Raw genomic sequence first — 26233 nt, 5'->3', positions numbered from 1 at the left:
TAAACACAAAAAAACATGAGTAAAGTAGGCGTAATTATGGGAAGCAAAAGCGACCTTCCTGTTATGCAAGATGCAATAGATATTTTAAAAGGATTTGATATTGAAGTTGAAGTAGATATTGTTTCGGCGCATCGCACACCCGAAAAATTATTCGATTACAGTAAAAATGCACACACCAGAGGAATTAACGTTATAGTTGCCGGTGCTGGTGGCGCTGCACATTTACCAGGTATGGTAGCTTCTTTATCGCCACTTCCTGTAATTGGCGTTCCTGTAAAAAGCAGTAATTCTATTGATGGTTGGGATTCAGTTTTATCAATTTTACAAATGCCAGGAGGCGTGCCAGTTGCTACTGTTGCCTTAAACGGAGCAAAAAATGCAGGTATTTTAGCGGCACAAATTATTGGTTCGCACGATAAGTGTGTGTTAGATAAGGTTGTAGCTTACAAAGAAGGACTAAAACTAAAAGTACACGAGTCTGCCAAAGACCTGTAAATAAAAAAAGCCTTGAATTTCTTCAAGGCTTTGCTTAGCTATTAACAATAATTCTCAAGAGTTAGTCACTCTTTAAATTGCTGTGCACAATTATACAAAAAAAATACTGTGCACTCATAATAAAATCATTTTTTTAACATATTTTAAACAAAATGGCAGAAAATCTATTAAATCGTAAATTCCTCACTAAATATAACACCGCACCTTTCGCTAAAATTGAAACGAGTTTCTACCTCGAAGCGTTTAAAAAAGGAATAATCGATGCTAAAGTCGAGATAGATGAAATCGCGAATAATCCTGAAACTCCAAATTTTAAAAATACTATTGAAGCTTTAGATTTTTCTGGTGAGCAACTAAGCAGAATTTCAAGCATTTTTTTTAATTTAAATTCTGCCGAAACCAACGAAGAAATACAAAAAATAGCTCAAGAAGTATCGCCATTACTATCAGAATTCAGTAACGATGTAACATTAAATGAAGCCTTATTTAAACGAGTAAAAGCGGTTTACGATACTAAAAACGACCTAAATTTAACTACCGAACAACAAACGCTATTAGATAAAAAATATAAAGGCTTTTCACGAAATGGTGCTAATTTACCAGAAGATAAAAAACAAGAACTTCGCGAAATAGATAAAGAATTAAGTCAACTAAGCCTAAAATTTGGCGAAAATGTTCTAGCCGAAACCAATAAATACGAACTGCACATTACCAACGAAGCCGATTTAGATGGCCTACCAGAAAGCGCCATAGAAGATGCTAAAGATACGGCAGAACAAAAAGGTAAAGACGGTTGGATTATTACTTTGCAATATCCAAGCTATGTACCATTTATGACCTATGCAAAAAACCGCGAATTACGAAAAAAACTCTCGCTAGCATTTGCATCAAAAGGCTTTAATAATGATGAATTAGACAATCAAGATATCGTTTTAAAAATTGTTAAACTGCGCCATAAACGTGCTAATTTACTAGGTTATAAAACTCATGCTCATTTTGTATTAGAAGAGCGTATGGCGAAAAACCCAGAAACCGTAACCACATTTTTAAACGATTTATTAGCAAAAGCAAAGCCTGCAGCCAAAAAAGAGTTTGACAAACTCAGTGAATTTGCGAAAGCATTAGACGGCATAGACCAATTACAAAAATGGGATGCATCGTATTACTCAGAAAAACTAAAACAAAAATTGTTTGATTTAGATGACGAGAAACTTAAGCCATACTTTAAGCTAGAAAACGTAATTAATGGTGTATTTACAATTGCCAATAAACTATTCGGGCTTCAATTTGAAGAAATAAACGACATCGATAAATACCACAACGACGTCTTAACCTACAAAGTAACAGATAGCAAAGGCAATTACATTTCCATTTTTTATGCAGATTTTTTCCCAAGAGCAGGAAAACGTGGTGGCGCGTGGATGACCGTTTACAAGCCTCAATATATAAAGGACGATAAAAACGATCGACCACACATATCTATAGTATGCAACTTTACAAAACCCACAAAAAGCAAACCGTCGCTGTTAACTTTTAACGAAGTAACTACACTTTTTCACGAATTTGGTCACGCCTTACATGGCATGCTGGCTAACACCACTTATCCAAGTTTATCGGGAACAAGCGTATTTTGGGATTTTGTTGAATTACCAAGCCAAGTTTTTGAAAATTGGTGTTACGAAAAAGAAGCTTTAGAACTTTTTGCAACGCACTATGAAACAGGCGAAGTTATACCAATGGATTTAGTTGAAAAAATAAAAGCTTCGGCAGCATTTAACGAAGGCATGCAAACCTTACGCCAAATAAGTTTTGGTTTATTAGACATGAGTTGGCATGCTATTGAATCGCCAGAAACCATAAATTCAGTTAAAGCACATGAATTAGAAGCTTTTAAAAATACACAATTGTACCCAGATGTTGCCGAAAACTGCATGAGCACATCGTTCTCTCATATTTTTCAAGGCGGTTATTCGTCTGGATATTACAGCTATAAATGGGCCGAAGTTTTAGATGCCGATGCCTTTGAATATTTTAAAGAAGAAGGTATATTTAGTAAAACGGTGGCTACAAAATTTAAAGACAATGTGTTGTCGCAAGGCGGTACAGAAGATCCTATGGTTTTATACAAACGCTTTCGCGGAAAAGAACCTCAGCCTGAAGCTTTATTAAAGCGTGCAGGATTAATTGAAAAATAAATTCATTTAATGTCGATGCCCAAAAACATCGACATTAAAATTGAAATAAACTTTCAATAATTTTTGAAAGTTTAAAATGTTTTATATATTTGACGCATGAATTACAAAGAAGGCAAAGAAAAATTTATAAGCACTTGGGGAAGTTTAGGTTCGCTTTGGGGAATTAATAAGGCCATGGCTCAAATACAAGCGTTGTTATTTATTTCAACAAAACCATTATCTATGGAAGATATTATGGAAGAACTTAAAATATCTCGTGGTAACACCAGCATGAATTTAAGACAGCTTATGGATTGGGGAATTGTTACCAAAGAAATTATACCTGGCGAAAGAAAAGAATATTTTTCAACCGAAAAAGATGTGCAAGAATTAGCCAGAATTGTAGCAAAAGAACGTAGTCGACGAGAAATAAAACCTGTAATAAAAGTATTAAAAGAAGTATCATCGATTAAAGATGATGGTAATGAAAACACCAAAGAGCTCATAAAACAAACCCAAGCTTTACACGAACTAACAGATACAATGGATTTAATGATTAATAAAGTAGTGAACCAAAACCAAAACTGGCTTACAAAATCGTTACTTAAACTTTTTAAATAAAAAAATTTAAAAACAACTTTCAATATTTACTGAAAGTTTAAAAACAATAGAATGAATTATAACATACTCGCATATAGCATCTTTTTACCAACGATATCTGTCGTGACTATAAAAACAGGTTGGGTATTTTATAAAAACGGAGCTGTATTTCTATTTAAAATACTTCAAAACACAACATTCGCAAAACAAGTAAACAACTTACTATTAATAGGCTATTATTTAGTAAACATAGGCTATACCATATTTTCAATTTCACTTTGGCAAAACGTATCAAATGGAGTCGAACTTTTAAATTCATTAACCAAAAACATCGGGCTTATTTTACTAATTCTTGCAACACTTCATTTTAATAATATTTTCTGGATTACTTATTTAAACAAATCAAACATTAAAATTTAACAACATGGAACAATCAAAACTAATAATCGGTTACGTTATTTATTTACCAATTGTAATTGCACTAACAATTTTTGTATCGAAAATGCTCTTTAAAAATGGCAAAATTTTTATGATTGATATTTTTAAAGGAAAAGAAACCATTGCCTTGGCCACCAATAAACTTTTTGAAACTGGCTTTTACTTAATTAATATAGGTTTCGCCCTTTTTATTATGCAAATTCACTATTACAGTCAAACTCCAATAACCAGCCAAACATTAATGGAGTTATTAAGCAAAAAAATAGGAGGCTTCACCATTTACCTTGGTGTTATGCTATTTATAAACCTATTTTTATTTTTTAGAGGCCGACGAAAATCTAACCAAACAAAATAAACCTATGAAAACCTTGTATTATATAAACTGCTTCTTTTACCTTATAACAATAGTTCCCTACCTAGCATATTACTATTATATCTATGGTTTATACGCTCAGATATTATTAGGCCCAATACAACTCATTTTTGCATTAATATTTTCACTTAAAACAGACCAATTTCCTACTTCGGTTAAAAAGCATCTTTCTAACTATTGGCTAGCAGTTTTAATAAGTTTTATATTAATGGGTATTTCATATATGCTTAAAAACCATGACTATTTAATTCTACTAATAATCTCTTTTATTGTAGTACCAATGCTTGTTGCCACTTACCATGTATACATTAACTATTTATTAAAAAAACACAAAGGCCTATTAATTAAAAGACGATAGAATTTTAATTTTTTTATTCTATTTTTGAAAAAAGAAAACTCCCTAGGATGCCAAAACATGAAATTAACCCTAATAAGTGGATCGATTTATACTCCGATTACTTATTTAATTATACCATATCGAGAGTAAACGATCGAGAAATGGCTCAAGATTTAGTTTCTGAAACTTTTTTGGCTGGTTTAAAATCTATGAAAAACTTTAAAGGAGATGCCAGTGAACGCACATGGTTAATCTCTATTTTAAAACGAAAAATTATAGATTATTACAGAAAAATTAATTCTAATAAAGGTAAAGCTGAAGTTAGAATAGGTTACAACGATGATGCCGAAAGTGAAGGCGATTGGCTAGAAGAACGCGTTGCCGATCCTTTTGACAAAACCGCTGAAGACACTTTACAAAACGCAGAACTTGGTAACGCTATTCACAGCTGTTTAAGCAAACTACCGCAAAAACAAGCTGACGTTTTTAAAATGAAAACCATTTTAAATTACGAAACAGAAGTTATTTGTAATGAATTGAATATAACAGCGTCTAACCTTTGGGTTATAATCCATAGAGCAAGAACCGCAATGGCAGATTGTTTAGAAAAAAATTGGTTGTAAAACATGAAGAAAAGTGTATTTTTTATAAGCTGTGACGAAGCAAAACACATCTGTGATAAAGCACAGTATGACGAGGCAAGCTCTTGGGAAAAATTTAAACTAAGCGTTCGTCTTATGTATTGTAACGTAACTCAAAAATATTACAAAAGAAACAAAAAGCTCACTAAAGTAGTCAAGTCATCGAACGCAGAATGCCTTAATCCAAAAGAAAGAGAAGCGTTAGAAATGAAATTTAAAAAAGAATTATCTAAACATTAAAAGCAATAACAGCCAATAAATAGGAATTGCTTCTACCCAAAATGCGCTGTAATATTTTCCTTGATAAATTTTCGAGCCAACAACAAATCCTCCTGTTAAAAAACAAACCAAGGCCAAAGTAAGCAATTTTAAATGTGTGGTTTCATCTTTAAAAAACTCCATCAAAAAAAGCACAAATAATAAAAAAACACCCACCCATTTTGTGGTTTTAATACCAATTTTTTGTGGCACTGTCGATAGTTTTAAACTATCATAACGCAAATCGCGAATCTCGAACGGCAACATTAAAACTACAATAAAAATAAACCGTTGCATAAGCGATAAAACAACATCGGCATTTAAAACATAATCTGCTTCAATTAATGGTAAAACTACCGTAACACCACTCCAAATTAAGGCGATTAAGTAAATTTTTAATCCGCTAATACTTCTTAAATTTTGCTTACTATCAACAAAAATATGTTTAGGCAAAAACGGAATAGCATATAAAAAAGTAACCACACCAAACCCCAAAATATACAATAAGGTTTTAGTTTGTAATAGGTAAGCAAAAAAGCACAGAAAAACAAAGCAGAAAAACGAAAATATTTGAATGTATTTTAACCATGTTGCCAAACTACGATGGTGGAATTTTGCTATACCATAAAACTTCACAAAATTATATCCAGTAATAGTAGAGAAAAACAAAAAAAACAACATGTTAAAGTCTATTAAAACTTTATAGTTAAAAAAAGTAACACAAGCCAAGGAAACTACCGCTAAAGCTACATGAATACTACTTTGCAAATAAAAATTAAAAAGTCTTTTTAATACTTTCATCTTACAAAAATAACCAAAGTGTTAATAAGGTTTTTATTTGGTTGAAAACTTTACATTATTTGCAACAAAACACGCATTTTATTGTTTATTTTTGCGAAAAATATATCAATTTCGTTTTAATGAACACAAATGCTTTCGCTCTTCGTCATATTGGTCCACGTGAAAACGACCAACAATCAATGCTTGAAACTATTGGAATTGACTCGCTTGACCAGTTAATTTATGAAACTATTCCAGATGATATTCGACTAAAAAACAATCTTGATTTAGACGAACCCATGACAGAGCATGAATACTTATTGCATATTCATGAACTTTCTAAAAAAAATAAAGCATACAAAACTTATATTGGGTTAGGCTACCACCCTACTATTTTACCTGCCGTTATACAACGAAATATTCTAGAAAACCCAGGTTGGTATACAGCTTACACGCCTTATCAGGCCGAAATTGCTCAAGGCCGTTTAGAGGCCCTTTTAAATTTTCAAACCATGGTTATTGAATTAACCGGAATGGAAATAGCAAATGCCTCTTTACTTGATGAAAGTACCGCTGCTGCGGAAGCCATGAGTTTACTTTTCGCCGTTAGAGCACGCGATCAAAAAAAAGCAGGTATTAATAAGTTTTTCATTTCTGAAGATGTTTTACCACAAACCTTATCACTCCTAGAAACAAGAGCCTTACCAATTGGTATAGAATTGGTTATTGGTAAAGAAAGTGAATTTGATTTCTCTCAAGAATTCTTTGGGGCACTACTTCAATATCCTGGAAAACATGGTCAAGTTACCGATATAAAATCTTTTATAGAAGAAGCAAACAGCAATAACATTAAGGTAGCCGTTGCTGCCGATATATTAAGTTTAGTAAAACTTGAAGCACCTGGTAAATTTGGTGCCGATGTGGTTGTTGGAACCACGCAACGTTTTGGAATACCAATGGGATATGGCGGTCCACACGCTGCTTATTTTGCAACCAAAGAAGCTTACAAACGTGATATTCCTGGACGAATTATTGGAGTTACAAAAGATGTTAACGACAACCGCGCTTTACGTATGGCTTTGCAAACTCGCGAGCAACATATTAAACGCGATAAAGCCACTTCAAATATTTGTACTGCCCAAGTTTTGCTAGCTGTAATGGCAAGCATGTATGCTGTTTATCACGGGCCTAAAGGTTTAAAATTTATAGCAAATAGTGTACACAATAAAACTGTAGCTTTAGAAAAGGCTTTGAATGATTTAGGTTACGAACAAGAAAACACATCGTATTTTGATACGCTTCAAATAAAAGCTAAGGCAAAAAGCATTAAAAAAATCGCTACCGCCAAAAAAGTCAATTTATACTACCCTAATAAAAATACGGTAACCATTTCTATAAACGAAACGACTTCTATTCGAGATTTAAATTATTTAATTTCTGTTTTTGCTGAAGCTGCCGATAAAAAAACAATTAAAATTAAAGATTTAGAAGAAGCAAATCATATTGCAGAAAACCTGCAACGCCAATCTGAATTTTTAACATCGGAAGTATTTAACACCTATCATTCCGAAACGGAATTAATGCGATACATTAAATTTTTAGAGCGCAAAGATTTAGCTTTAAACCAATCCATGATTTCTTTAGGATCGTGTACTATGAAGCTTAATGCTGCTTCGGAAATGCTACCCTTAAGTATTTTTAAATGGGCTAACATTCACCCATTTGTACCAGCCAAACAAGCCAAAGGTTATTTAACTGTTTTAAAAGAACTAGAAGATCAACTTACCGAAATTACAGGTTTTGCAGCAACATCTTTACAGCCAAATTCTGGTGCACAAGGTGAGTTTGCGGGCTTAATGGTTATAAAAGCTTACCATGAATCGCGTGGCGATCATCATAGAAACATATGCCTAATTCCATCATCAGCTCATGGAACAAACCCTGCAAGCGCAGTAATGGCAGGCATGAAGGTTGTTGTAACAAAATCTACAGAAAAAGGAAATATTGATGTTGACGATTTACGTGAAAAAGCAGAATTACACAAAGATAACTTATCTTGTTTAATGGTAACTTACCCGTCTACTCACGGGGTTTATGAATCGGCTATTAAAGAAATTACTAAAATTATTCACGACAACGGCGGACAAGTATATATGGATGGCGCTAACATGAACGCACAAGTTGGCTTAACTAACCCTGGGCAAATTGGTGCCGATGTTTGTCATTTAAATTTACATAAAACTTTTGCTATTCCTCACGGTGGTGGTGGCCCCGGTGTTGGACCTATTTGTGTAGCCAAACAATTGGTTCCGTTTTTACCTGGAAACCCGGTTGTAAAAACTGGAGGAAAAAAAGCTATTTCTGCAATTTCTGCTGCTCCTTTTGGCTCATCATTGGTATGTTTAATATCGTATGGATATATTAAAATGTTAGGAGCAGAAGGCTTAACAGAATCTACTAAAATTGCCATACTAAATGCTAATTATATTAAAAAGCGTTTAGAAGGGAGTTTTGATACTTTATATTCTGGCGAACGTGGTAGAGCGGCTCACGAAATGATTGTTGATTGTCGTCCTTTTAAAGCTAACGGCATTGAGGTTTCGGATATTGCGAAACGCTTAATGGACTACGGTTTTCATGCACCAACTGTTTCTTTCCCTGTGGCAGGAACTTTAATGATAGAACCTACTGAAAGTGAGAGTAAAGCAGAATTAGATCGTTTTTGTGATGCCATGATTTCAATTAAAAATGAAATCGATTCTGTATCGAAAGACGAGCCAAACAACGTATTAAAAAATGCACCTCACACTCTAGAAATGATTACCGCCAACGAGTGGAATTTACCATACACAAGAGAAAAGGCCGCATTCCCGTTAAACTACGTAAAAAACAATAAGTTTTGGCCAAGTGTGCGTCGCGTTGATGATGCCTTTGGCGACCGTAATTTAGTATGTTCATGCGCACCAATTGAAGATTATATTGAGGCTTAAAATTAGCCTTTGAACATCGTAATAAATTATAAAATTAAAAATGCCTTTTTACTAAAAGCCTTTACATTGCAAGGCTACATAAATAAGGCATTTTTAGTTCTATGAATATCAAGATAACAGGTACAGGTAGTTATATACCAAGTACTATAGAGAAAAACGAAAATTTTCATAATCACGAATTTTTAAACTCAGACGGATCTTTAATTAAACATCCTAATGAAGTAATTGTTAAAAAATTTAAAGCCATAACTGGTATTAGTGAAAGGCGATACGCTAAAGAACATTTAAATTCTTCAGATTTGGGCTTTTTTGCCGCAGAACGTGCCATTGATGACGCAAAAATAGATCCTGAAACTATAGATTATATAATTGTCGCTCACAATTTTGGAGATGTTAAACACAATACCATTCAAAGCGATTTACTACCTTCTTTAGCCTCTAGAATAAAACACAGTTTGCGCATACAAAATCCAAAATGTGTTGCCATTGATATTCTTTTTGGTTGCCCTGGCTGGGTAGAAGGTGTTATACAAGCCAAAGCCTACATTAAATCGGGTATGGCAAAACGCTGTTTAGTAATTGGTACAGAAACACTTTCTAGAGTTGTAGATAAACACGATAGAGATGCCATGATTTTTTCTGATGGTGCGGGTGCAACTATTGTTGAAGCAACAGATAATGATGGTGGTATTTTAGCGCACGAAACAGCTAGTTTTACATATGATGAAGCCTACTATTTATACTTTGGTAAATCTAATAAGCAAGAGACAGTTAATGACACGCGTTACATAAAAATGGACGGCCGAAAAATATACGAGTTCGCCCTAACAAATGTACCACAAGCCATGAAAACCTGTTTAGATAACAGTGGGGTTTCTATCTCCGAAGTGAAAAAAATATTTATACATCAAGCTAACGAAAAAATGGATGAAGCCATTTTAGAGCGTTTCTATAAACTTTACAATTTAGAAGCTCCAGAACATGTTATGCCAATGAGTATTCATAAATTAGGAAATAGCTCTGTAGCAACTATACCTACATTGCTAGATTTAGTTAAACGAAATCAATTGGAAAACCATGAATTAAATGCTGGAGATGTTATTATATTTGCAAGCGTAGGTGCAGGCATGCACATAAACGCTATTGTTTACAAATATTAATTTATCGCTTACGCGGAAATAAAAAAATGTACGAAAAAACATTTCCTAATAAACGTTTTAAACATACTTTAGAATTTTTAGAAAAACATATTGACACCAAAGAATCTATTCTAGATTTAGGGGTGGAAAATCCGTTTTCTAAAATTATGAAAAATCAAGGTTATAATGTTGAAAACACGAAAGGAGAAGATTTAGATATTGACACCTCATCAATTCAAAACTCTGAAGCCGAAGTTATTACTGCTTTCGAAATTTTCGAACATTTACTTTCTCCTTTTACCGTTTTAAAATCTATAAAAACCAATAAATTAGTAGCAAGCGTTCCATTAAAACTATGGTTTTCTTCAGCATACAGAAGTAAAACAGATAAATGGGACAGACATTACCATGAGTTTGAAGATTGGCAATTCGATTGGCTTTTAGAAAAAACCGGTTGGAAAATTATAGACTCAAAAAAATGGACCAATCCAACAAAAAAAATTGGTATTCGCCCCTTTTTAAGATGGTTTACTCCAAGATATTATATTATTTACGCCGAAAGAGTTTAACTTTAAAATTTAAACTTTGAACTTTTCAATAATAATTCCCGCGCATAACGAACAAGATGTTATAGGTTTAACCCTAGAATCTTTGGTTAAACAAACCCTTAGACCAAAACAATTGGTTGTGGTTAATGATAATTCTACCGACGATTCGCAGCGTATTATTGAAAATTATTGCCAAAAACACAATTGGATTACGTTAATCAACTCGAAATCGTCCAATAAACACTTACCAGGAAGCAAAATTATTAACGCATTTTACAAAGGTTTTAATGTTATAAATGATGATTATGATGTGCTATGTAAGTTTGATGCCGACCTCATTTTTCCAGAAAACTACTTAGAATCTATCGCTAATCATTTTTCAAATAATTCTAAATTAGGAATGGCTGCCGGTTTTTGTTACATTGAAAAAAACAATCATTGGGTTTTAGAAAACCTAACCCGAAAAGACCATATTCGTGGGGCTTTAAAAGCATACCGAAAACAATGCTTTTTAGATATTGGTAAACTAAAACCTTCTATGGGTTGGGATACAGTAGATGAGCTTTTGGCTAAATACTACGGTTGGGAAATTTTAACCGATGAAACACTTCATGTAAAACATTTAAAGCCAACTGGCGTTAGTTACAATAAAGCATCAAAATACCTACAAGGTGAAGCGATGTATAAAATGCGTTATGGTTTTTTTATTACCTTTATATCGGCTTTAAAATTAGCTTACAAAAAACGTAGTTTGAGGTTATTTTTAGATTATTTATCTGGATATTTTAAAGCAACAAAAGAGAAACCTGAGTTTTTAGTAAATAACGAAGAAGGAAAATTTATTAGAAACTTACGCTGGAAAGGTATGCTAAACAAATTAAAATAAATGAAATATTTTACACTTATAGTTTTAATTGGCCTTGGAATTTACTTTTTAAGCAAGTTAAAACCCGAACCTAAGGTTATGGCATTTAAAAAATCTATGACTATTAAAGGTTGTATGGTTCCTGATGATTTAGTTGTAAATAGCGCAAAACATAAAGGGTGTTGTAATATTAAAGGACGGGCTTACTACATTGCAAACCAAAAGCATTAAGTAGTTAAATACTATTTCTGTAAAGTTAAATCGTTGTAATTTAGATGTTATGCTTCGACTGCGCTCAGCAGGACACCAACTAACAACTAACAACTAACAACTAACAACTAACAACTAACAACTAACAACTAACAACTAACAACTAACAACTAACAACTAACAACTAACAACTAACAACTAACAAACCTAAAAACTCCAACCCTTATAACTACTTGAAGCTTCAAGTTTGTTTTCAATATCATCTTCTAATTCTGGAAAAAAATCTATTCCCGTTAAGGCTTCAATGTCATCAACAGAAACAACAAACTCATATAATGGCTTTTGCGAATTTTCATGTGGTAATAAAAAAGCAATCATTTTAGTATTACCTGTATTATTATCAATTAATACTTTAAAAAACTTATTAGGCACCGATACGTTTTCGCTTCCAATGGTTTTCATGTTACCACGTAAAACTCCTCCTGTAACAACAAAAAGACCATTATATTTACTAGCCCAATAGCGTACTTTTTGCTCTAAGGTATTCCAAATTCCAGCATTAAATTCGTGCTCTTGCGGACTTATATTACTAGTTAAAAATGTTTCGTCGTGAGCCGTTTTACTATACTTTCTATCGCCTGCAGGACAAAGATGCCCGCGATCGTAACCTGAATTTTTATAATTTCTCCAATGTGCAGCTGTAGTTTTTACAGCTTCATCAATTTCGAAATAAGGACGCTTAAAATTAGTATTGGCTAAATGCTCCTTTTTTAATTCGTACGCCACCCATTCTGCTTGTTCATGAGTTTCACTATACGATAATGAATATCCGTTATGATGCACTATTTGACCCGTTGTACTTGTTGGCAGAAAATACTCGTTTGTATTTTGCTTTGCTTTAGTACCTTCAAAAATAGTTTCAGCTTTATCTTCTTCTTTTAAAAAATGCTCGTAACCATAAACACAAAGAACTAAAACAATGGCTATTGCAGAATATATAGTTCTTTTATTCATTAATCTAGCACAAATTCCAACGGCGCTCCCGTTGTACCGTTAGGAAAACTTATACCTAATAAAGCAGAAATAGTTGGGGCTATATCTGGAATTACTGTTTTTTGCAATGTTTCGCCATGTTTTATTCCTTTTCCAAACAACAATAATGGTACATGGGTATCATATTTAAATCCGCTACCATGCGTAGACCCTGTTTTACTATAAGAAATATAATTTGGGTTTGCAATTATTAAAACATCCCCAGATCGTTTTTGACTATAACCCTTTTGTAATAACTCTTCCATACCAGATGTGAAATCGTTATTATGCATGGTAGATGCGGCGTATACTTTGTAAACGTTTTTATAGTTTATAAGCTCATCTACAATAATCGCTTCAACTTCGGATAAAGTTTTATTTGTTGCTTTTACAGCTTCGTGATTTAAAAATATTTGATCGTTACTAATGTTTTCAATTAAATTATCAACTCCAAAAGTATCCATTAGAAAGGCTGCAAATTTAGCTTTGGTTTCTTTATTATTTAAATATCCCGCAGGAATTTGCATTTTTCGTAAGTAAGAAGGCACATCTACAGCGCCGTGATCTGCGGTTAAAAACACGGTATATTCTCCTTTACCAACTTCGGCATCTAATACCTTAAAAAAGCGCTCTAAATCTTTATCTAAACGAATATAAGTATCTTCAACCTCTTTAGAGTTTACACCAAAATTATGTCCCACATAATCGGTACTAGAAAAACTAACGGTTAACACATCTGTAATATTATCTTTGCCTAACGCTTCACCTTTTAATGCTGCTATGGCAAAATCTATTACAAGGCTATTACCATATGGTGTAGCTTTTAAAATATCGAAACCGCCGTTTATTTTACTAAGTTTTTTTAAATCGTATGGAAATGTTGCTGTTTCTTTACCTCTAAAACCACCTTCAAACTCATTTAAATCGGCTCCACTTTCTGTATATGTTTCAATATTTTGTAGCGTATTCCAGTCTTTTAAATACGATTTTACAGTTTTTGATTTGTTAAATGATGTTACCCAATTAGGCAATTCATTCATATAATAGGTACTTGAAATAAACTTACCCTCACTTTTACCTCTAAACCAATATGCTGCATTTGCTGTATGTCCTGCAGGTAAAATTGCACCTCTGTCTTTAATAGAAATACCAATGGTTTTTCCAAGATTTTGAGTAAACAAGCGATTTTCATCCGCAAAAGTAGTGGTTTGCATTCTTCGAGGCGACATTTGGCCGTCGCTAGATTCTGTTCCTACAGATTGCACCGAATCATCTTCAGCACAATACACCATTTTTTTCTCGTATTTATCGTACCAATCGTTTGCTATAATACCATGATATTTAGGTGTAGTTCCTGTAAAAACCGAAGCATGACCTGGACCTGTTTTTGTAGGTATGTAATTAAAATGATGATTCTTACAATTGAATCCTTCATTTATCATGCGTTTAAAACCATCTTCTCCAAATTTGTTATAAAAACGTGTTAAATAATCGTATCGCATTTGGTCTACTACTATACCAACAACTAATTTTGGGTTTTCGTTTGTATTTATAGTTTGCGCTTTCGCGGAAAAACAAACAATTACGGTTAAAACAGGGATAATTATTTTTCTAATCATGATAAAAAATTTATGCTTCAAAAATACATATTTATAACATCTTAATTTAAATTTAAGGTTAAATACGCTTAAGTTTTTTTAATTTAGCAATAATATATATTTATATGACCTACCTAAAAAATATAGGAGCTTATTTTTTAATGACTGCCGAAATGTTTCGTAAACCCACTAAGTGGAGTGTTATGAAACAACTTATTCTAAAAGATATAGATGATTTAATAATTGGATCGTTGGGTATAGTATCTTTTATAGCCTTTTTTGTTGGTGGCGTTGTTACCATACAAACCGCTTTAAATATTGACAGCCCGTTAATACCCAAGTACCTCGTAGGTTTTGCTACAAGACAGTCTGTTATATTAGAATTTGCACCAACATTTATATCTATAATTATGGCTGGTAAAGTGGGCTCGTTTATAACCTCAAGCATTGGAACCATGCGTGTAACAGAACAAATTGATGCGTTAGAAGTTATGGGCATAAACTCCTTAAACTACTTAGTTTTCCCAAAATTTATTGCACTTTTACTTTACCCGTTTGTTATATCTATAGCTATGTTTTTAGGTATTCTGGGTGGTATGGCTGCTTGTGTTTATGGAGGTTATTCTACTCTAGCAGATTATGTAACCGGTATACAAACCGATTTTGAAACTTTTCATATTATTTACGCTTTTATAAAAACGTTTGTATTTGCTATTATTTTAGCTACCATTCCCTCTTATTATGGTTATTATATGAAAGGTGGCGCTTTAGAAGTTGGTAAAGCAAGTACAACCTCGTTTGTTTGGACTTCGGTTGTTATTATTTTACTAAATTATTTATTAACCGATATGATGTTAGGATAATGATAGAAGTTAAAAATTTACATAAATCGTTTGGAAATGCTCATATTTTAAAAGGCATTACGACCACTTTTGAAAAAGGTAAAACCAACCTGATTATCGGGCAAAGTGGTTCTGGTAAAACCGTTTTTTTAAAATGCTTATTAGGCCTATTTGATTACGAACAAGGAAGCATTGCTTATGATGGCAAAATTTTTTCGAAGCTATCTGAAGATGAAAAGCGTAATATTCGTGCAGAGATAGGTATGGTTTTTCAAGGAAGTGCGTTATTTGATTCTATGACGATTGCCGAAAATGTTATGTTTCCTTTAAAAATGTTTACAAAACAAAGTAAAAGCGAAATGGAAGATCGTGTAGATTTTGTTCTTAAACGTGTAAATTTAGAGGATGCGCATAATAAAATGCCTAGTGAAGCCTCTGGAGGTATGCAAAAACGTGTGGCAATTGCACGTGCTATTGTTAATAAACCAAAGTATTTATTTTGCGACGAACCAAACTCCGGCTTAGACCCGCGAACCTCAATTGTTATTGATAATTTAATACAAGAAATTACCGAAGAATATCAAATAACAACTGTAATTAATTCGCATGATATGAACTCGGTAATGGAAATTGGTGAAAAAATTGTGTTTTTAAAACTTGGTTTAAAAGAATGGGAAGGCTCAAAGCATACTATTTTTAAAACCGATAATACATCTGTCACAGATTTTGTTTACTCGTCTAACTTATTTAAAAAAGTTCGACGAATGTACCTAGAAGATAACGTTTAAGTATTAAATTAATTTACCCGTTTTACTTCAATTTTATTAGATTTAAGCTTTAATTTAAGCCATTTTTCTAATTTTTCAGTATCGGTTTTTCTTGAACTTTCGCTAGAATTACTAGTCCATTTAACAGAAAACACAGGAAGTGTATCTATTTTCTTAAAGTTTGAATTAATAACGTTAGAAAACGAAATCTCTTCAATATTTTCATAATTTATTTCAACTTCTTTAGTTATAGCTTCAAAAGGAATGTCGTTTTTCTCGTAACGCTCCAAAGTTATAACCCTATCTTGTAAATATTTAATTCTATCCTGATAGGATAATAAATCTAACGAATCTCGAAACCTTAATTGTTTCATGTAATTAAATTGATCTACAGTTGAGTTTTTATTTTGATTAAATATTAACTGCGTATTTTCTTCAACCAAAGCAGGATAATCTTCTATCCTTTTTTTCAACAAGTTAATAGTGCTTTCTGGTATTTCTTCAAGACCAAAAGAATTTAATTCTATTAAACCATCGGTGTCTCCACCATATTTATACGTTGTATTTTTCTTGATATACTCACCGTAATCCAAAGCGGTAAGTTCTGTCTCTATAAAGCGAATAGCATCTCTATTAAAAGTACTTTCTTTATACACGCTCCAGAATGTAAACGAAGCCGGAATCATTACAACAATTGCAGTAATTGATGCTAACTGGGATATACGTTTACGTTTTTTAGAATTTGCGTATCGCAACATTGGGAAGCGCAATATTTTTAAAACTAAAAAGGTTGCAAGAGCTATAAAAATAGTATTAATAGTAAATAAATACATGGCTTGCCCAAAATATTCCCAATTTGCTTTTGCTAAACCATACCCTGCTGTACATAATGGCGGCATTAAAGCTGTGGCAATAGCGACACCAAAAATAACTGAAGCAATAGTACCTTTTTTGGTTCGTGCAATAATTAAAGCCGAACCACCAAAAAAAGCAATTAAAACATCACGAATATCTGGTTTAACACGCCCTAACAATTCCGAAGTATCTTCACTTAAAGGAAAAAACCTAAAAAACAAAAACGCCGTTAATAAACTTAAAACTATCATAATAGCTAAATTTATTAACGAGCGTCTTAATGTATCAATATCGTTTATAGCAATAGAAAGTCCGACACCTAAAATTGGCCCCATTAATGGTGAAATTAACATCGCACCAATAACCACAGCTGTTGAGTTTGCATTTAAACCAATAGAGGCTACAAAAATGGAACAAATTAAAATCCAAGCTGTTGCTCCTTTAAATGGAATATCTCCTTTTATAGCTGCAATTGTAGCATCTCTGTCGGTATCATCTCGAAAATCTAATAACTCACTAAAAAAAGTTTTTATACTTTTAAATAAACCTTGCGCATCTTTTTTTACAGCTTCTTTAGATTGCTCAACATTTTTTTCAGGTTTCACTTCATCTTCAGTGAAATTAAATTTACTTTCTTCGCTCATAAAATACTAACCGTATTGTTCTCCAAATTTATCTTTTACTTTTTGAAGAACTTTTTTAATATCCTGTTCTTTTGATTTTGGATAAATTAATAACACATCTTCTTTATCTACCACAATATAATCATTTAAACCATCTACAACTACAATTTTATTGTTTTTAGTTCTAATCATATTTCCCGATGCATCCTCAACTAAAGTTCTAGCATTAACTACTGCATTACCATTATCGTTAGCTCCCAATTTGTCATATAAACTACCCCAAGTACCAAGATCGTTCCAATCGAATTCGGCCGCAATAACATAAACATTTTTTGATTTTTCCATGATGGCATAATCTACAGAAATGTTTTCTGCTAATGGGTAATTTTCTTTTATAAAAGCCTCTTCGGCTTCGGTATTATATGCCGATATTCCTGCTTCAAAATGTTTGTACAATTCTGGTTGATTACTTTCAAAAGCTTTCACCACACTTTTAGCACTCCACATAAATATCCCAGCATTCCATAAGAAGTTTCCTTGGTCTATAAACGATTTTGCCGTTTCATAATCTGGTTTTTCTCTAAACTGATTTACTGATTTTATATCGTTTGATGCGCCTTTATCGAACTCTATATAACCATAACCAGTATTAGGAAAAGTTGGTTGAATACCTAAGGTCATTAAGGCATCGTTATCGGCACAAAATTCGAATGCTTGTTCTACGTTTTTCGAGAATGTTGCTTCATCTTCAATCCAATGGTCGCTTGGTGCAACAATCATAACCGCATCTGGATTTTCCTTTTGAATTTTTAATGAAGCATATAAAATACATGGCGCCGTATTACGCATTGCAGGTTCTAAAACCACTTGCTTTTGTGTAACCTCTGGAAGTTGCTCTAAAACCAAATCGTTATAACGCTCGTTGGTTAAAATGTATATGTTTTCTTTTGGAATTAAATGTGAAAGTCTTTGAAATGTTTTTTGAATTAAAGTATCGCCTGTACCCAACATATCGTGAAATTGTTTTGGAAAATCCTGAGTGCTCACCGGCCAAAACCTAGAGCCAACTCCACCTGCCATTAGGATGGCATAATAATTTTTGTTCATTTTAAAGTATTTTAGTTATTTTATGTTTATTTATTCTTTATTACTTCTACTTCTGCATTTGGATTGAAAAGATACAATTTTCCTGTTTCAATCTCAACACATTCGTAACGTTTAACTCGTTTTTTAAGCATTTTAAACATTTTACCATTATAAATTTTGAAAATGGTATTTGGCGCAACTTCAAATATATAAGTTTTATTATTTGGCGCATCGTATTGTTTTAATGATAAAGCTAATTTAACATCGGTATCGCTTGATGCTTTTGGATTTTTAAAATGATTTGCTAAAAGCGGAAGTAAATGATTTGGAAAAATTTCTGGGTTTAAAAAAGGCAACATTAAATGCTGAAATGTGCGTTTCCACTCCAATCCATGTGGTTTTATTTGTCTGCCGTAATTTTGAAAGGCTTCAAAATGAGCAATTTCATGAATTAAAGTGATTAAAAACCTATATTTATTTAAGTTAGCATTTATTGTAATTTGATGCTTTCCGTTAGGTAAAGCCCTATAATCACCATGTTTGGTTTTACGTTCGCCTTTTACTTTAATCACTAAATTATCATGATCTAATAACTTTAAAACTTTTGATAAAGCCTTCTCTGGTATATAATGTATTAATTTAGACTGCAATTAATTCTATGAAATTAAGCTTAGTAATTCTGCCATATTACCAAAGGTTTTTGTGGCCTTGGTTGGCAAAGCGTTTTTATAATCGCGCTCGGTATAACCAAACACATCAAAACCGCCATTTATTGCAGCAGTTACACCAGATAAGCTATCTTCTATAACTAAACATTCGCTAGGTTTAAACCCCATAGTTTCTGCTGCCCATAAAAACACAGACGGATCGGGTTTCCATTTATTAATAGCGTAACAACTAAAAATACGATCTTCAAAAAATGGTAATAAGCCCGTTAAACCTAAATTGAGTTTTATTTTATCTTCTGGCCCGCTAGATGCCACACAAAAAGGCAATTTTAAATTTTCTAAAACTTCTTTAATACCATTTACTGGTTTCATGCTTTGTTTAAAGGCTTCAAAACTTCGTTTTCTATACTCATCTATAAAATTATTTATAAGTGGTTTTGTTGCTAATGTTTCTATTTTTTCGGTACAAGCTTCAATAAAACTGCCTTTAAAATGTTTAAAAGCATATTCTAAATCAATGTTTGCACCATGTTCGTTAGCCATATCAACTAAAACTTGATTGCTAACAATTTCACTATCGACTAAAATACCATCGCAATCGAAAATTATGCATTTGTATTTGCTCATAAATCAAGGTGTAGAATTTGAAACCTGCAACAGTTTTCCGTTATAGTATTTTTGTCCTTTAAGTGCAAAATTGAAAATATAATCTGCCATTTCTTGAGCTGTTGTTGGCGCTTGGTAACCTGGAAATGCCTCTTCTAACATTTCGGTTTGTACCGCTCCCAAAGCAAGTACATTAAATGCTATACCAGAATCTTTATATTCTTCAGCAAGCAACTCGGTTAAAGTAATAACAGCACCTTTACTTGAACTGTAAGCAGCTAAACCAGGGAATTTTAAACTGCCTTGTACACCGCCCATAGAACTTATAGTAACCACATGGCTATTAATTTTCATAAACGGTAAAACTATGCGAGTTAATTCGGCAACACCAAATACATTGGTTTTGTAAACCGTTTCATAATCTTTCATTGTTAATTCTGAAAATGGTTTATTAATCAAAGCTCCCGCGTTATTTATTAAAACATCTACTTGTTGCCAGTTTTTTGTAATAAAATCTTCTACTTTTTTATAAGCTTCAACATCGGATAAATCGAATGAAAAAGCAGTTACATTTTGCAGTTTTAAATCTTGAACGGTTTTTTCATTCCGCGAAAGCGCTAAAACATGGTGTCCTGCTTTTGCGAATTGCTTGACTAATTCGAAACCAATACCTCTACTCGTTCCTGTTATAATTATGTTTTTACTCATCGTTTAGTTTTATTTCTTTTGAAGATGTATTAATCATGCCTTCGAGTGCAGGAATCATTTTATTTATAAAGTTGGTCATGTGGGTAAAGTCCATATTTTCAGCTTCATCGTCAACATGATGATAATAATCAAAATTTGTAAAATCAAATGTCGAAATAGCGTGCGCAGGCACATTAAACTCATTGAAAAATGGAAAATTATCTGAACGTTTAAATAAGTTAAACTTTTTAGCCTGCGGCAAAAATCCGACTAGCGATTCTCCAGCATAAGCGTTCAATTTATCCGCAATATTCGATTTTTTATAGCCTGTTACATAACTTAATTTATTACCAAAAGTTCGTGGCACACCAATCATTTCAAAATTTATCATGGTGTACAAGTTTAAATTTTGTTCTTTTAAAACTTTGGCTAAATGAGCTGAGCCTTTTAAACCCATTTCTTCAGCTGAATAAAGCGTAAATAAAATACTGCGTTTATTGTTTTTTGATTTTGCGAAATATTTTGCCCATTCCAAAACTGCCACAGTTCCTGAAGCATCATCGTTTGCTCCGTTAGCAATACTATCGCCATCTACAGTTTTTGCAGTTCCAATGTGATCGTAATGTGCGCCTAGAATTACAAATTCATCTTTTAATTTAGGGTCGTTTCCTTCTAAATACCCAACTATATTATAACCTGTAATATCTTTTAGCTGAAAGCTATCTCGATAGGTTTCGAAATAAGGAGATACTTTATAGTCTTTAAAAATAGATTCTATGTAAATCGCCGCCTTTTCAATACCCTTTGTTCCGGTTTGCCTTCCGTTTAACTCATTGGAAGCTAAATATGTTAAACTTGCTTTAACGGCTTGTTCTTTTACTTGAAATGCTTTAGAAGTTGAACAACATAGTATAGTGAGTAAACTAAATACAGATAATATTTGTTTCATTTTTTAAAATATTCTTTGTTTAAAGATAAAAAAACCTGAATCAAATTAATTGATCCAGGTTTTTTATTTTATAAATTAAAAAGTACTTAATAACTACGCTATCATAGTTACTGGGTTCTCAATAAATGTTTTTAAAGTTTGTAAAAATTGAGCTCCTACTGCACCATCAACCGTTCTGTGGTCACATGCTAAGGTTAACATCATGGTATTACCCACAACTATTTGACCATCTTTTACAACTGGTTTTTGTACAATTGCTCCAACCGATAAAATTGCTGAGTTAGGCTGATTGATAATAGATGTAAAACTCTGAATACCAAACATCCCTAAGTTAGAAACTGTAAATGTACTTCCAGACATTTCATCTGGTTTAATTTTTTTGTTTCTTGCTTTACCTGCTAAATCACGAACCGAAGAACCAATTTGAGTTAAGCTTAACGCATTTGTGTGCTTAATAACTGGTACAACTAAACCGTCGTCTACAGCTACAGCAACACCAACATGAATATGACTATGGAATTTAGTTGCATTATCATCCCAAGTAGTATTTACTTGCGGGTGTTTTACAAGCGCCATAGCACAAGCTTTTACCACCATATCGTTAAACGATACTTTTGTATCTGGAATAGCGTTTATTGTTTTACGAGAAGCAATAGCGTTATCCATATCTACTTCTATATTTAAGTAGAAGTGTGGTGCAGTAAATTTAGATTTACCTAACGACTTAGCAATAGCTTTACGCATTGAAGAGTTTTTAACTTCTTCTGTTTTTTCTTCTCCGGCAACAGCAAAACTAGCAACAGCAGTGCTTTCTGCTACTGCAGCTGCAGGTTCGTAATTTTCTATATCGCGTTTAACAATACGTCCGTTTTCACCAGTACCTTGAACTTTAGTTAGGTTAATTCCTTTTTCCTCAGCTAATTTCTTGGCTAAAGGCGAAACAAACACACGACCGTTTTCTGTTACAGGGGTTGGTTTTGGCGCACTCGGTTTAGACTCCGCTTTTGCTGGAGCTGGTGCTGCAGCTTTTGGAGCTTCGGCCTTTGGTGCTGTCTCAGTTTTTGCTGCTGGCGCAGAAAAACCTGATGCTACTCCAGAAACATCTGTTCCTGCAGGACCAATTATTGCTAATAAAGAATCTACTTTTGCCGATTCTCCTTCTTGTAAACCTATTTCTAATAAAGTACCAGATTGAAATGACTCAAATTCCATGGTTGCTTTATCTGTTTCAATCTCTGCTAAAATATCTCCTTCTTCAACTGTATCGCCAACTTTTTTCAACCAAGTAGCAACAGTACCTTCTTCCATTGTATCACTTAAACGTGGCATAGTTACAACTATTACACCTTCAGGTAATTCTTGAGCAGGAGCTTCAGCTGCTGGTGCTTCTTCTGAATTACTTGACGACTCTTCTGCAGGAGCCTCAGCAGGAGCACTACCTCCATTTAATAGTCCAGAAATATCTTCACCTTCATCACCTATAATTGCTAAAAGCTCATCTACTTTTGTAGTTTCACCTTCTTGCACACCTATATGAAGTAATGTTCCTTCGTTAAAAGATTCGAACTCCATTGTGGCTTTATCGGTTTCAATTTCTGCTAAAATATCTCCTTCTTCAACCTTATCACCAACTTTTTTTAACCATGTTGCCACGGTTCCTTCTTCCATAGTGTCGCTTAAACGCGGCATATTTACTACTATAGCCATTATTTATAGTTTATGTTTTATAAATGGATAATCTTCTTGTTCGTAAACAACATCATATAATTGTTGTACTTCTGGGAATGGAGATTCTTCAGCAAATTTCTCACATTCTAAAACGCGTTCTTTTACACGTTTATCTATTACTTTGATGTCCTCTTCGGTAGCATATTTCTTTTTAAGTAAAATATCTTTTACTTGTGTAATAGGATCTATTTTTTTGTATTCTTCTACTTCTTCTTTAGTTCTGTAGTGTTGTGCATCAGACATTGAGTGCCCTCTGTAACGATACGTTTTTAATTCTAAGAAAGTTGGTCCACCACCTGTTCTTGCGCGAGTAATAGCTTCATCAAACGCTTCGGCCACTTTTACAGGATCCATACCATCAACTGGTCCGCAAGGCATTTCGTAGCCTAATCCTAATTTCCAAATTTCTTCGTGGTTAGCAGTTCTTTCAACAGAAGTTCCCATAGCATAACCGTTGTTTTCGCAAACAAATACTACTGGTAAATTCCAAAGCATTGCTAAATTGAAACTTTCGTGTAAAGAACCTTGACGTGCAGCACCATCACCAAAGCAACAAAGTGTTACACCATCTACCCCATGATATTTATCACCAAATGCAATACCAGCACCTAAAGGAATTTGACCTCCAACAATACCATGACCACCATAAAAGCGGTGCTCTTTAGAAAAGATGTGCATAGAACCACCCATTCCTTTAGAAGTTCCTGTAGCTTTACCGTATAACTCGGCCATTACACGCTTGGGATCTACTCCCATACCTATAGGTTGTACGTGATTACGGTACGCTGTTATCATCTTGTCTTTGGTTAAATCCATGGCGTGTAAAGCTCCTGCTAATACTGCCTCTTGACCATTATACAAGTGAAGAAATCCTCTAACTTTTTGTTGAATATATACTGCAGCAAGTTTATCTTCAAACTTTCTCCAGAATAACATGTCTTCATACCATTTAAGGTAAACCTCTTTTGTGACTTTTTGCATTTAATTTAATTTATAAAGTAAAATACTGCTTGAATTTTAAACTTTAACAAGCGAGTAACAAAAGTAACACTTTAGTTATTAATGAAAAAACCGAAAATCGTAATTTTTTAATTCATTTTGTTATAATACTTCTTTATTAAACATTAAAGGCAATAAATTTTCTAAAGAATTAGATTTTACAACCTTACCGGAATGCCCCATAAAATATATTTCTATAGGTTTTTTTTGTTTTATTTCATATTCAGCAATAGTTTGCCTACAAGCTCCGCACGGAGGAATTGGCTCCTTGGTTTCTTTTTTTATTGAACTCGCAGAAATTGCCATTTGAAGTATTTTGGCTTCTGGAAATTGTGCGCCGGCATAATAAATTGCAGTACGTTCGGCACATAAACCAGATGGATAAGAGGCATTCTCTTGATTATTCCCTAAAACAATTTCTCCATTATCTAACAGTAAAGCAGTGCCAACATGAAATTGAGAGTATGGTGCATAGGCTTTTTTTCTTGCTTCGACAGCTTTTAGCATTAAATTATAGGCCTGATCTGGAAGCGCTTCTAAATTATCGAAAACGTATAATTTAGATTCTATTGATATTTCCTTCATACTCAAATGTACTTATAATCTTGCTCAAATAAAAAAACTACTGCCAGCGACAATAGTTTTTATTTCATTTTATGTTGATTTATACTAATACTCTACATAAGCACCTTCGCCAATATTGAAGCTTAGCGAAAAACGCAACGTACCCTCTAATGGACTTTGCACTTTCGATGCCGAAAATAAATAAGACAGGTCGATATTTACAATATTAGCTTTAAAACCAGCTCCTAACGCCAAAAACTTACGCGCTCCCTTATCTTCTGCTTCATTAAAATAACCGGCTCTAAAGGCAAAAGAATCTTGATATTGATACTCAGCACTTAAGGCCCAAGTAAACTCGTTTAACTCTTCACTAAAACCACCTGGTGCATCGCCGAAAGATTGAAAAATCCCTGATAAAAACCCTACATCGTCGGATTGACCTGCGTAAATAACATTATCGGTTTCACTAATTAAGTTATCTTCATCTTCTTCGTAAGTTCCATTACCGTTTACATCTTCAAAAACATATTCTGTCCCTAATTGTGGAGGTGTTGGCACTAAAAGCTTTGTTACTTCGGCTGTTACTGCAATTTTGTTATAATCATCGAAAATAAAATCGAACCCACCTCCTAAACGCAAGGTTGTTGGCTGGAAGTTTTCTTCACCGCCTTCGGTATATTTAAATTTTGGTCCAATATTTTGAATAGCGAAACCACCGCGCCAACGTCCATTAAAACTATTATAAGCTTCTTCTTCACCACGATAATACCCAGAAATATCAACACCAAAAGTACTTGCTCCATCGGTGTTTCCACTACCATCATCCAATCGTAAATCTGAAACCAAAAAACGCATAGCTACTGACATAGCAAACTGGTCGGACAATCGTAACCCATAACCTGCATCGATAGAAAACTCGTTAGGTCTTTGTACTAGTGCTTCGGAAAACTCGTCGTTTACAAATTCAATATCACCTAAAGAGAAATACTTTAAACTGGCCGAAAAAGCACTTCTTTCATCAATACGATTAAAATAGGTTAAATTCCCTAAGAAAATATCATTAACAAGCTTACTTAAATAAGGTGTATAGCTAACACCAACACCCGATTGGGTCTCTGAAAATGCATATTTTGATGGGTTCCATGCTTGAGAAAAAGCATCAACGCTGGTAGCAACCCCCATATCTCCTAAACTGGCCGCACGCGCATCGGATGCAATGAGAACAAAAGGAATACCCGTAGTAATTACTCGAGTATCGTTTTGATCGAGTACTATCTCTGTAGTTTCTTGGGCAAAACTATTCGTATTAACCACAAAGACAACCGATAAGAAAAGTAGTATTTGATTCTTCATAAATGTAGGTTTAGTTAACAAATATATG

The 26233-nt window shown here is 33.4% G+C and carries 27 protein-coding genes; 14 read left to right on the top strand and 13 right to left on the bottom strand.

Going from position 1 to position 26233, the window contains the following annotated elements:
* Window positions 1–15 precede the first annotated feature (15 nt).
* The 7 genes from purE to LG651_RS05495 all read left to right on the top strand — a co-directional run bounded on the left by purE (window position 16) and on the right by LG651_RS05495 (window position 5298).
* Window positions 16–495: a 5-(carboxyamino)imidazole ribonucleotide mutase gene (gene purE, locus LG651_RS05525; RefSeq protein WP_226695156.1), complete on the top strand. Its 480-nt coding sequence runs from the start codon at window positions 16–18 to the stop codon at window positions 493–495.
* 152 nt (window positions 496–647) lie between these two features.
* Complete coding sequence (locus tag LG651_RS05520; RefSeq protein ID WP_226695155.1) at window positions 648–2690, top strand: M3 family metallopeptidase; 2043 nt, start codon at window positions 648–650, stop codon at window positions 2688–2690.
* 96 nt (window positions 2691–2786) lie between these two features.
* Window positions 2787–3290: a GbsR/MarR family transcriptional regulator gene (locus LG651_RS05515; RefSeq protein WP_044631060.1), complete on the top strand. Its 504-nt coding sequence runs from the start codon at window positions 2787–2789 to the stop codon at window positions 3288–3290.
* Window positions 3291–3341: 51 nt separating this feature from the next.
* The gene (locus LG651_RS05510; RefSeq protein WP_226695154.1) at window positions 3342–3689 is read left to right on the top strand and encodes a hypothetical protein; all 348 of its coding nucleotides are present in this window, start codon (window positions 3342–3344) and stop codon (window positions 3687–3689) included.
* A 4-nt stretch (window positions 3690–3693) separates the two neighbouring features.
* Window positions 3694–4062, top strand: coding sequence for a hypothetical protein (locus tag LG651_RS05505; RefSeq protein ID WP_226695153.1), 369 nt, complete (start codon window positions 3694–3696; stop codon window positions 4060–4062).
* Window positions 4063–4485: 423 nt separating this feature from the next.
* A complete protein-coding gene (locus LG651_RS05500) occupies window positions 4486–5040 on the top strand; it encodes a sigma-70 family RNA polymerase sigma factor (RefSeq protein ID WP_226695152.1) in 555 nt (184 codons plus the stop codon).
* 3 nt (window positions 5041–5043) lie between these two features.
* Window positions 5044–5298, top strand: coding sequence for a hypothetical protein (locus LG651_RS05495; protein WP_226695151.1), 255 nt, complete (start codon window positions 5044–5046; stop codon window positions 5296–5298).
* Here LG651_RS05495 and LG651_RS05490 read toward each other — a convergent pair.
* Window positions 5284–6117, bottom strand: a complete 834-nt coding sequence (locus LG651_RS05490; RefSeq protein ID WP_226695150.1) for a hypothetical protein — start codon at window positions 6115–6117, stop codon at window positions 5284–5286. The genes LG651_RS05495 and LG651_RS05490 overlap by 15 nt on opposite strands.
* A gap of 119 nt (window positions 6118–6236) precedes the next feature.
* Between LG651_RS05490 and gcvP the strand changes: the two genes are divergently transcribed.
* From gcvP to LG651_RS05465, 5 genes are all read left to right on the top strand, one after another.
* On the top strand, window positions 6237–9086 hold the full coding sequence (gcvP, locus tag LG651_RS05485; protein ID WP_226695149.1) for an aminomethyl-transferring glycine dehydrogenase: 2850 nt from the start codon (window positions 6237–6239) through the stop codon (window positions 9084–9086).
* 101 nt (window positions 9087–9187) lie between these two features.
* The gene (locus LG651_RS05480) at window positions 9188–10246 is read left to right on the top strand and encodes a 3-oxoacyl-ACP synthase III family protein (protein WP_226695148.1); all 1059 of its coding nucleotides are present in this window, start codon (window positions 9188–9190) and stop codon (window positions 10244–10246) included.
* Between the two features lie 26 nt (window positions 10247–10272).
* Window positions 10273–10794, top strand: a complete 522-nt coding sequence (locus tag LG651_RS05475) for a class I SAM-dependent methyltransferase (protein ID WP_226695147.1) — start codon at window positions 10273–10275, stop codon at window positions 10792–10794.
* Window positions 10795–10810: 16 nt separating this feature from the next.
* The gene (locus LG651_RS05470; protein WP_226695146.1) at window positions 10811–11659 is read left to right on the top strand and encodes a glycosyltransferase family 2 protein; all 849 of its coding nucleotides are present in this window, start codon (window positions 10811–10813) and stop codon (window positions 11657–11659) included.
* Window positions 11660–11869, top strand: a complete 210-nt coding sequence (locus LG651_RS05465; protein ID WP_226695145.1) for a hypothetical protein — start codon at window positions 11660–11662, stop codon at window positions 11867–11869. It begins immediately after the preceding gene.
* Window positions 11870–12055: 186 nt separating this feature from the next.
* Here the strand turns inward: LG651_RS05465 and LG651_RS05460 are convergent, their stop codons facing one another.
* Together LG651_RS05460 and pafA are read right to left on the bottom strand one after the other, a co-directional pair.
* On the bottom strand, window positions 12056–12862 hold the full coding sequence (locus LG651_RS05460) for a DNA/RNA non-specific endonuclease (protein ID WP_226695144.1): 807 nt from the start codon (window positions 12860–12862) through the stop codon (window positions 12056–12058).
* On the bottom strand, window positions 12862–14499 hold the full coding sequence (gene pafA / locus LG651_RS05455) for an alkaline phosphatase PafA (RefSeq protein WP_226695143.1): 1638 nt from the start codon (window positions 14497–14499) through the stop codon (window positions 12862–12864). Before pafA ends, LG651_RS05460 begins: the two co-directional genes overlap by 1 nt.
* A gap of 104 nt (window positions 14500–14603) precedes the next feature.
* On the opposite strand from pafA, the gene LG651_RS05450 reads away from it, so the two are divergent.
* Both LG651_RS05450 and LG651_RS05445 read left to right on the top strand, forming a co-directional pair.
* Window positions 14604–15341 (top strand): MlaE family ABC transporter permease, encoded by a 738-nt coding sequence (locus LG651_RS05450; RefSeq protein WP_226695142.1) that lies wholly within the window; start codon window positions 14604–14606, stop codon window positions 15339–15341.
* Window positions 15341–16108 (top strand): ABC transporter ATP-binding protein, encoded by a 768-nt coding sequence (locus LG651_RS05445; protein WP_226695141.1) that lies wholly within the window; start codon window positions 15341–15343, stop codon window positions 16106–16108. Before LG651_RS05450 ends, LG651_RS05445 begins: the two co-directional genes overlap by 1 nt.
* A gap of 8 nt (window positions 16109–16116) precedes the next feature.
* Here LG651_RS05445 and LG651_RS05440 read toward each other — a convergent pair whose 3' ends face one another.
* From LG651_RS05440 to porV, 10 genes are all read right to left on the bottom strand, one after another.
* Window positions 16117–17586, bottom strand: coding sequence for a DUF389 domain-containing protein (locus LG651_RS05440; protein WP_226695140.1), 1470 nt, complete (start codon window positions 17584–17586; stop codon window positions 16117–16119).
* A 6-nt stretch (window positions 17587–17592) separates the two neighbouring features.
* Complete coding sequence (locus LG651_RS05435; RefSeq protein WP_226695139.1) at window positions 17593–18672, bottom strand: mannose-1-phosphate guanylyltransferase; 1080 nt, start codon at window positions 18670–18672, stop codon at window positions 17593–17595.
* Between the two features lie 26 nt (window positions 18673–18698).
* Window positions 18699–19301 carry a SprT-like domain-containing protein gene (locus tag LG651_RS05430; RefSeq protein WP_226695138.1) on the bottom strand — a complete coding sequence of 201 codons (603 nt, stop codon included), beginning with the start codon at window positions 19299–19301 and terminating at the stop codon, window positions 18699–18701.
* 6 nt (window positions 19302–19307) lie between these two features.
* Window positions 19308–19946, bottom strand: a complete 639-nt coding sequence (locus LG651_RS05425; RefSeq protein ID WP_226695137.1) for an HAD family hydrolase — start codon at window positions 19944–19946, stop codon at window positions 19308–19310.
* 3 nt (window positions 19947–19949) lie between these two features.
* Window positions 19950–20633, bottom strand: a complete 684-nt coding sequence (locus tag LG651_RS05420; protein WP_226695136.1) for an SDR family NAD(P)-dependent oxidoreductase — start codon at window positions 20631–20633, stop codon at window positions 19950–19952.
* On the bottom strand, window positions 20626–21561 hold the full coding sequence (locus LG651_RS05415; protein ID WP_226695135.1) for a M28 family metallopeptidase: 936 nt from the start codon (window positions 21559–21561) through the stop codon (window positions 20626–20628). Before LG651_RS05415 ends, LG651_RS05420 begins: the two co-directional genes overlap by 8 nt.
* 93 nt (window positions 21562–21654) lie before the next feature.
* Window positions 21655–23268, bottom strand: coding sequence for a pyruvate dehydrogenase complex dihydrolipoamide acetyltransferase (locus LG651_RS05410; protein ID WP_226695134.1), 1614 nt, complete (start codon window positions 23266–23268; stop codon window positions 21655–21657).
* Between the two features lie 3 nt (window positions 23269–23271).
* Window positions 23272–24270, bottom strand: a complete 999-nt coding sequence (pdhA, locus tag LG651_RS05405; RefSeq protein ID WP_226695133.1) for a pyruvate dehydrogenase (acetyl-transferring) E1 component subunit alpha — start codon at window positions 24268–24270, stop codon at window positions 23272–23274.
* Window positions 24271–24390: 120 nt separating this feature from the next.
* A complete protein-coding gene (gene cdd / locus LG651_RS05400) occupies window positions 24391–24873 on the bottom strand; it encodes a cytidine deaminase (RefSeq protein ID WP_226695132.1) in 483 nt (160 codons plus the stop codon).
* Between the two features lie 84 nt (window positions 24874–24957).
* Window positions 24958–26205: a type IX secretion system outer membrane channel protein PorV gene (gene porV, locus LG651_RS05395; protein WP_226695131.1), complete on the bottom strand. Its 1248-nt coding sequence runs from the start codon at window positions 26203–26205 to the stop codon at window positions 24958–24960.
* Between the last annotated feature and the right edge of the window lie 28 nt (window positions 26206–26233).

This window comes from Neotamlana sargassicola, from assembly GCF_020523965.1.
GTDB lineage: Bacteria > Bacteroidota > Bacteroidia > Flavobacteriales > Flavobacteriaceae > Neotamlana > Neotamlana sargassicola.
The sequence above is the reverse complement of the archived record's forward strand: the minus strand, read 5'-3'. Positions and strand labels throughout refer to the sequence as shown.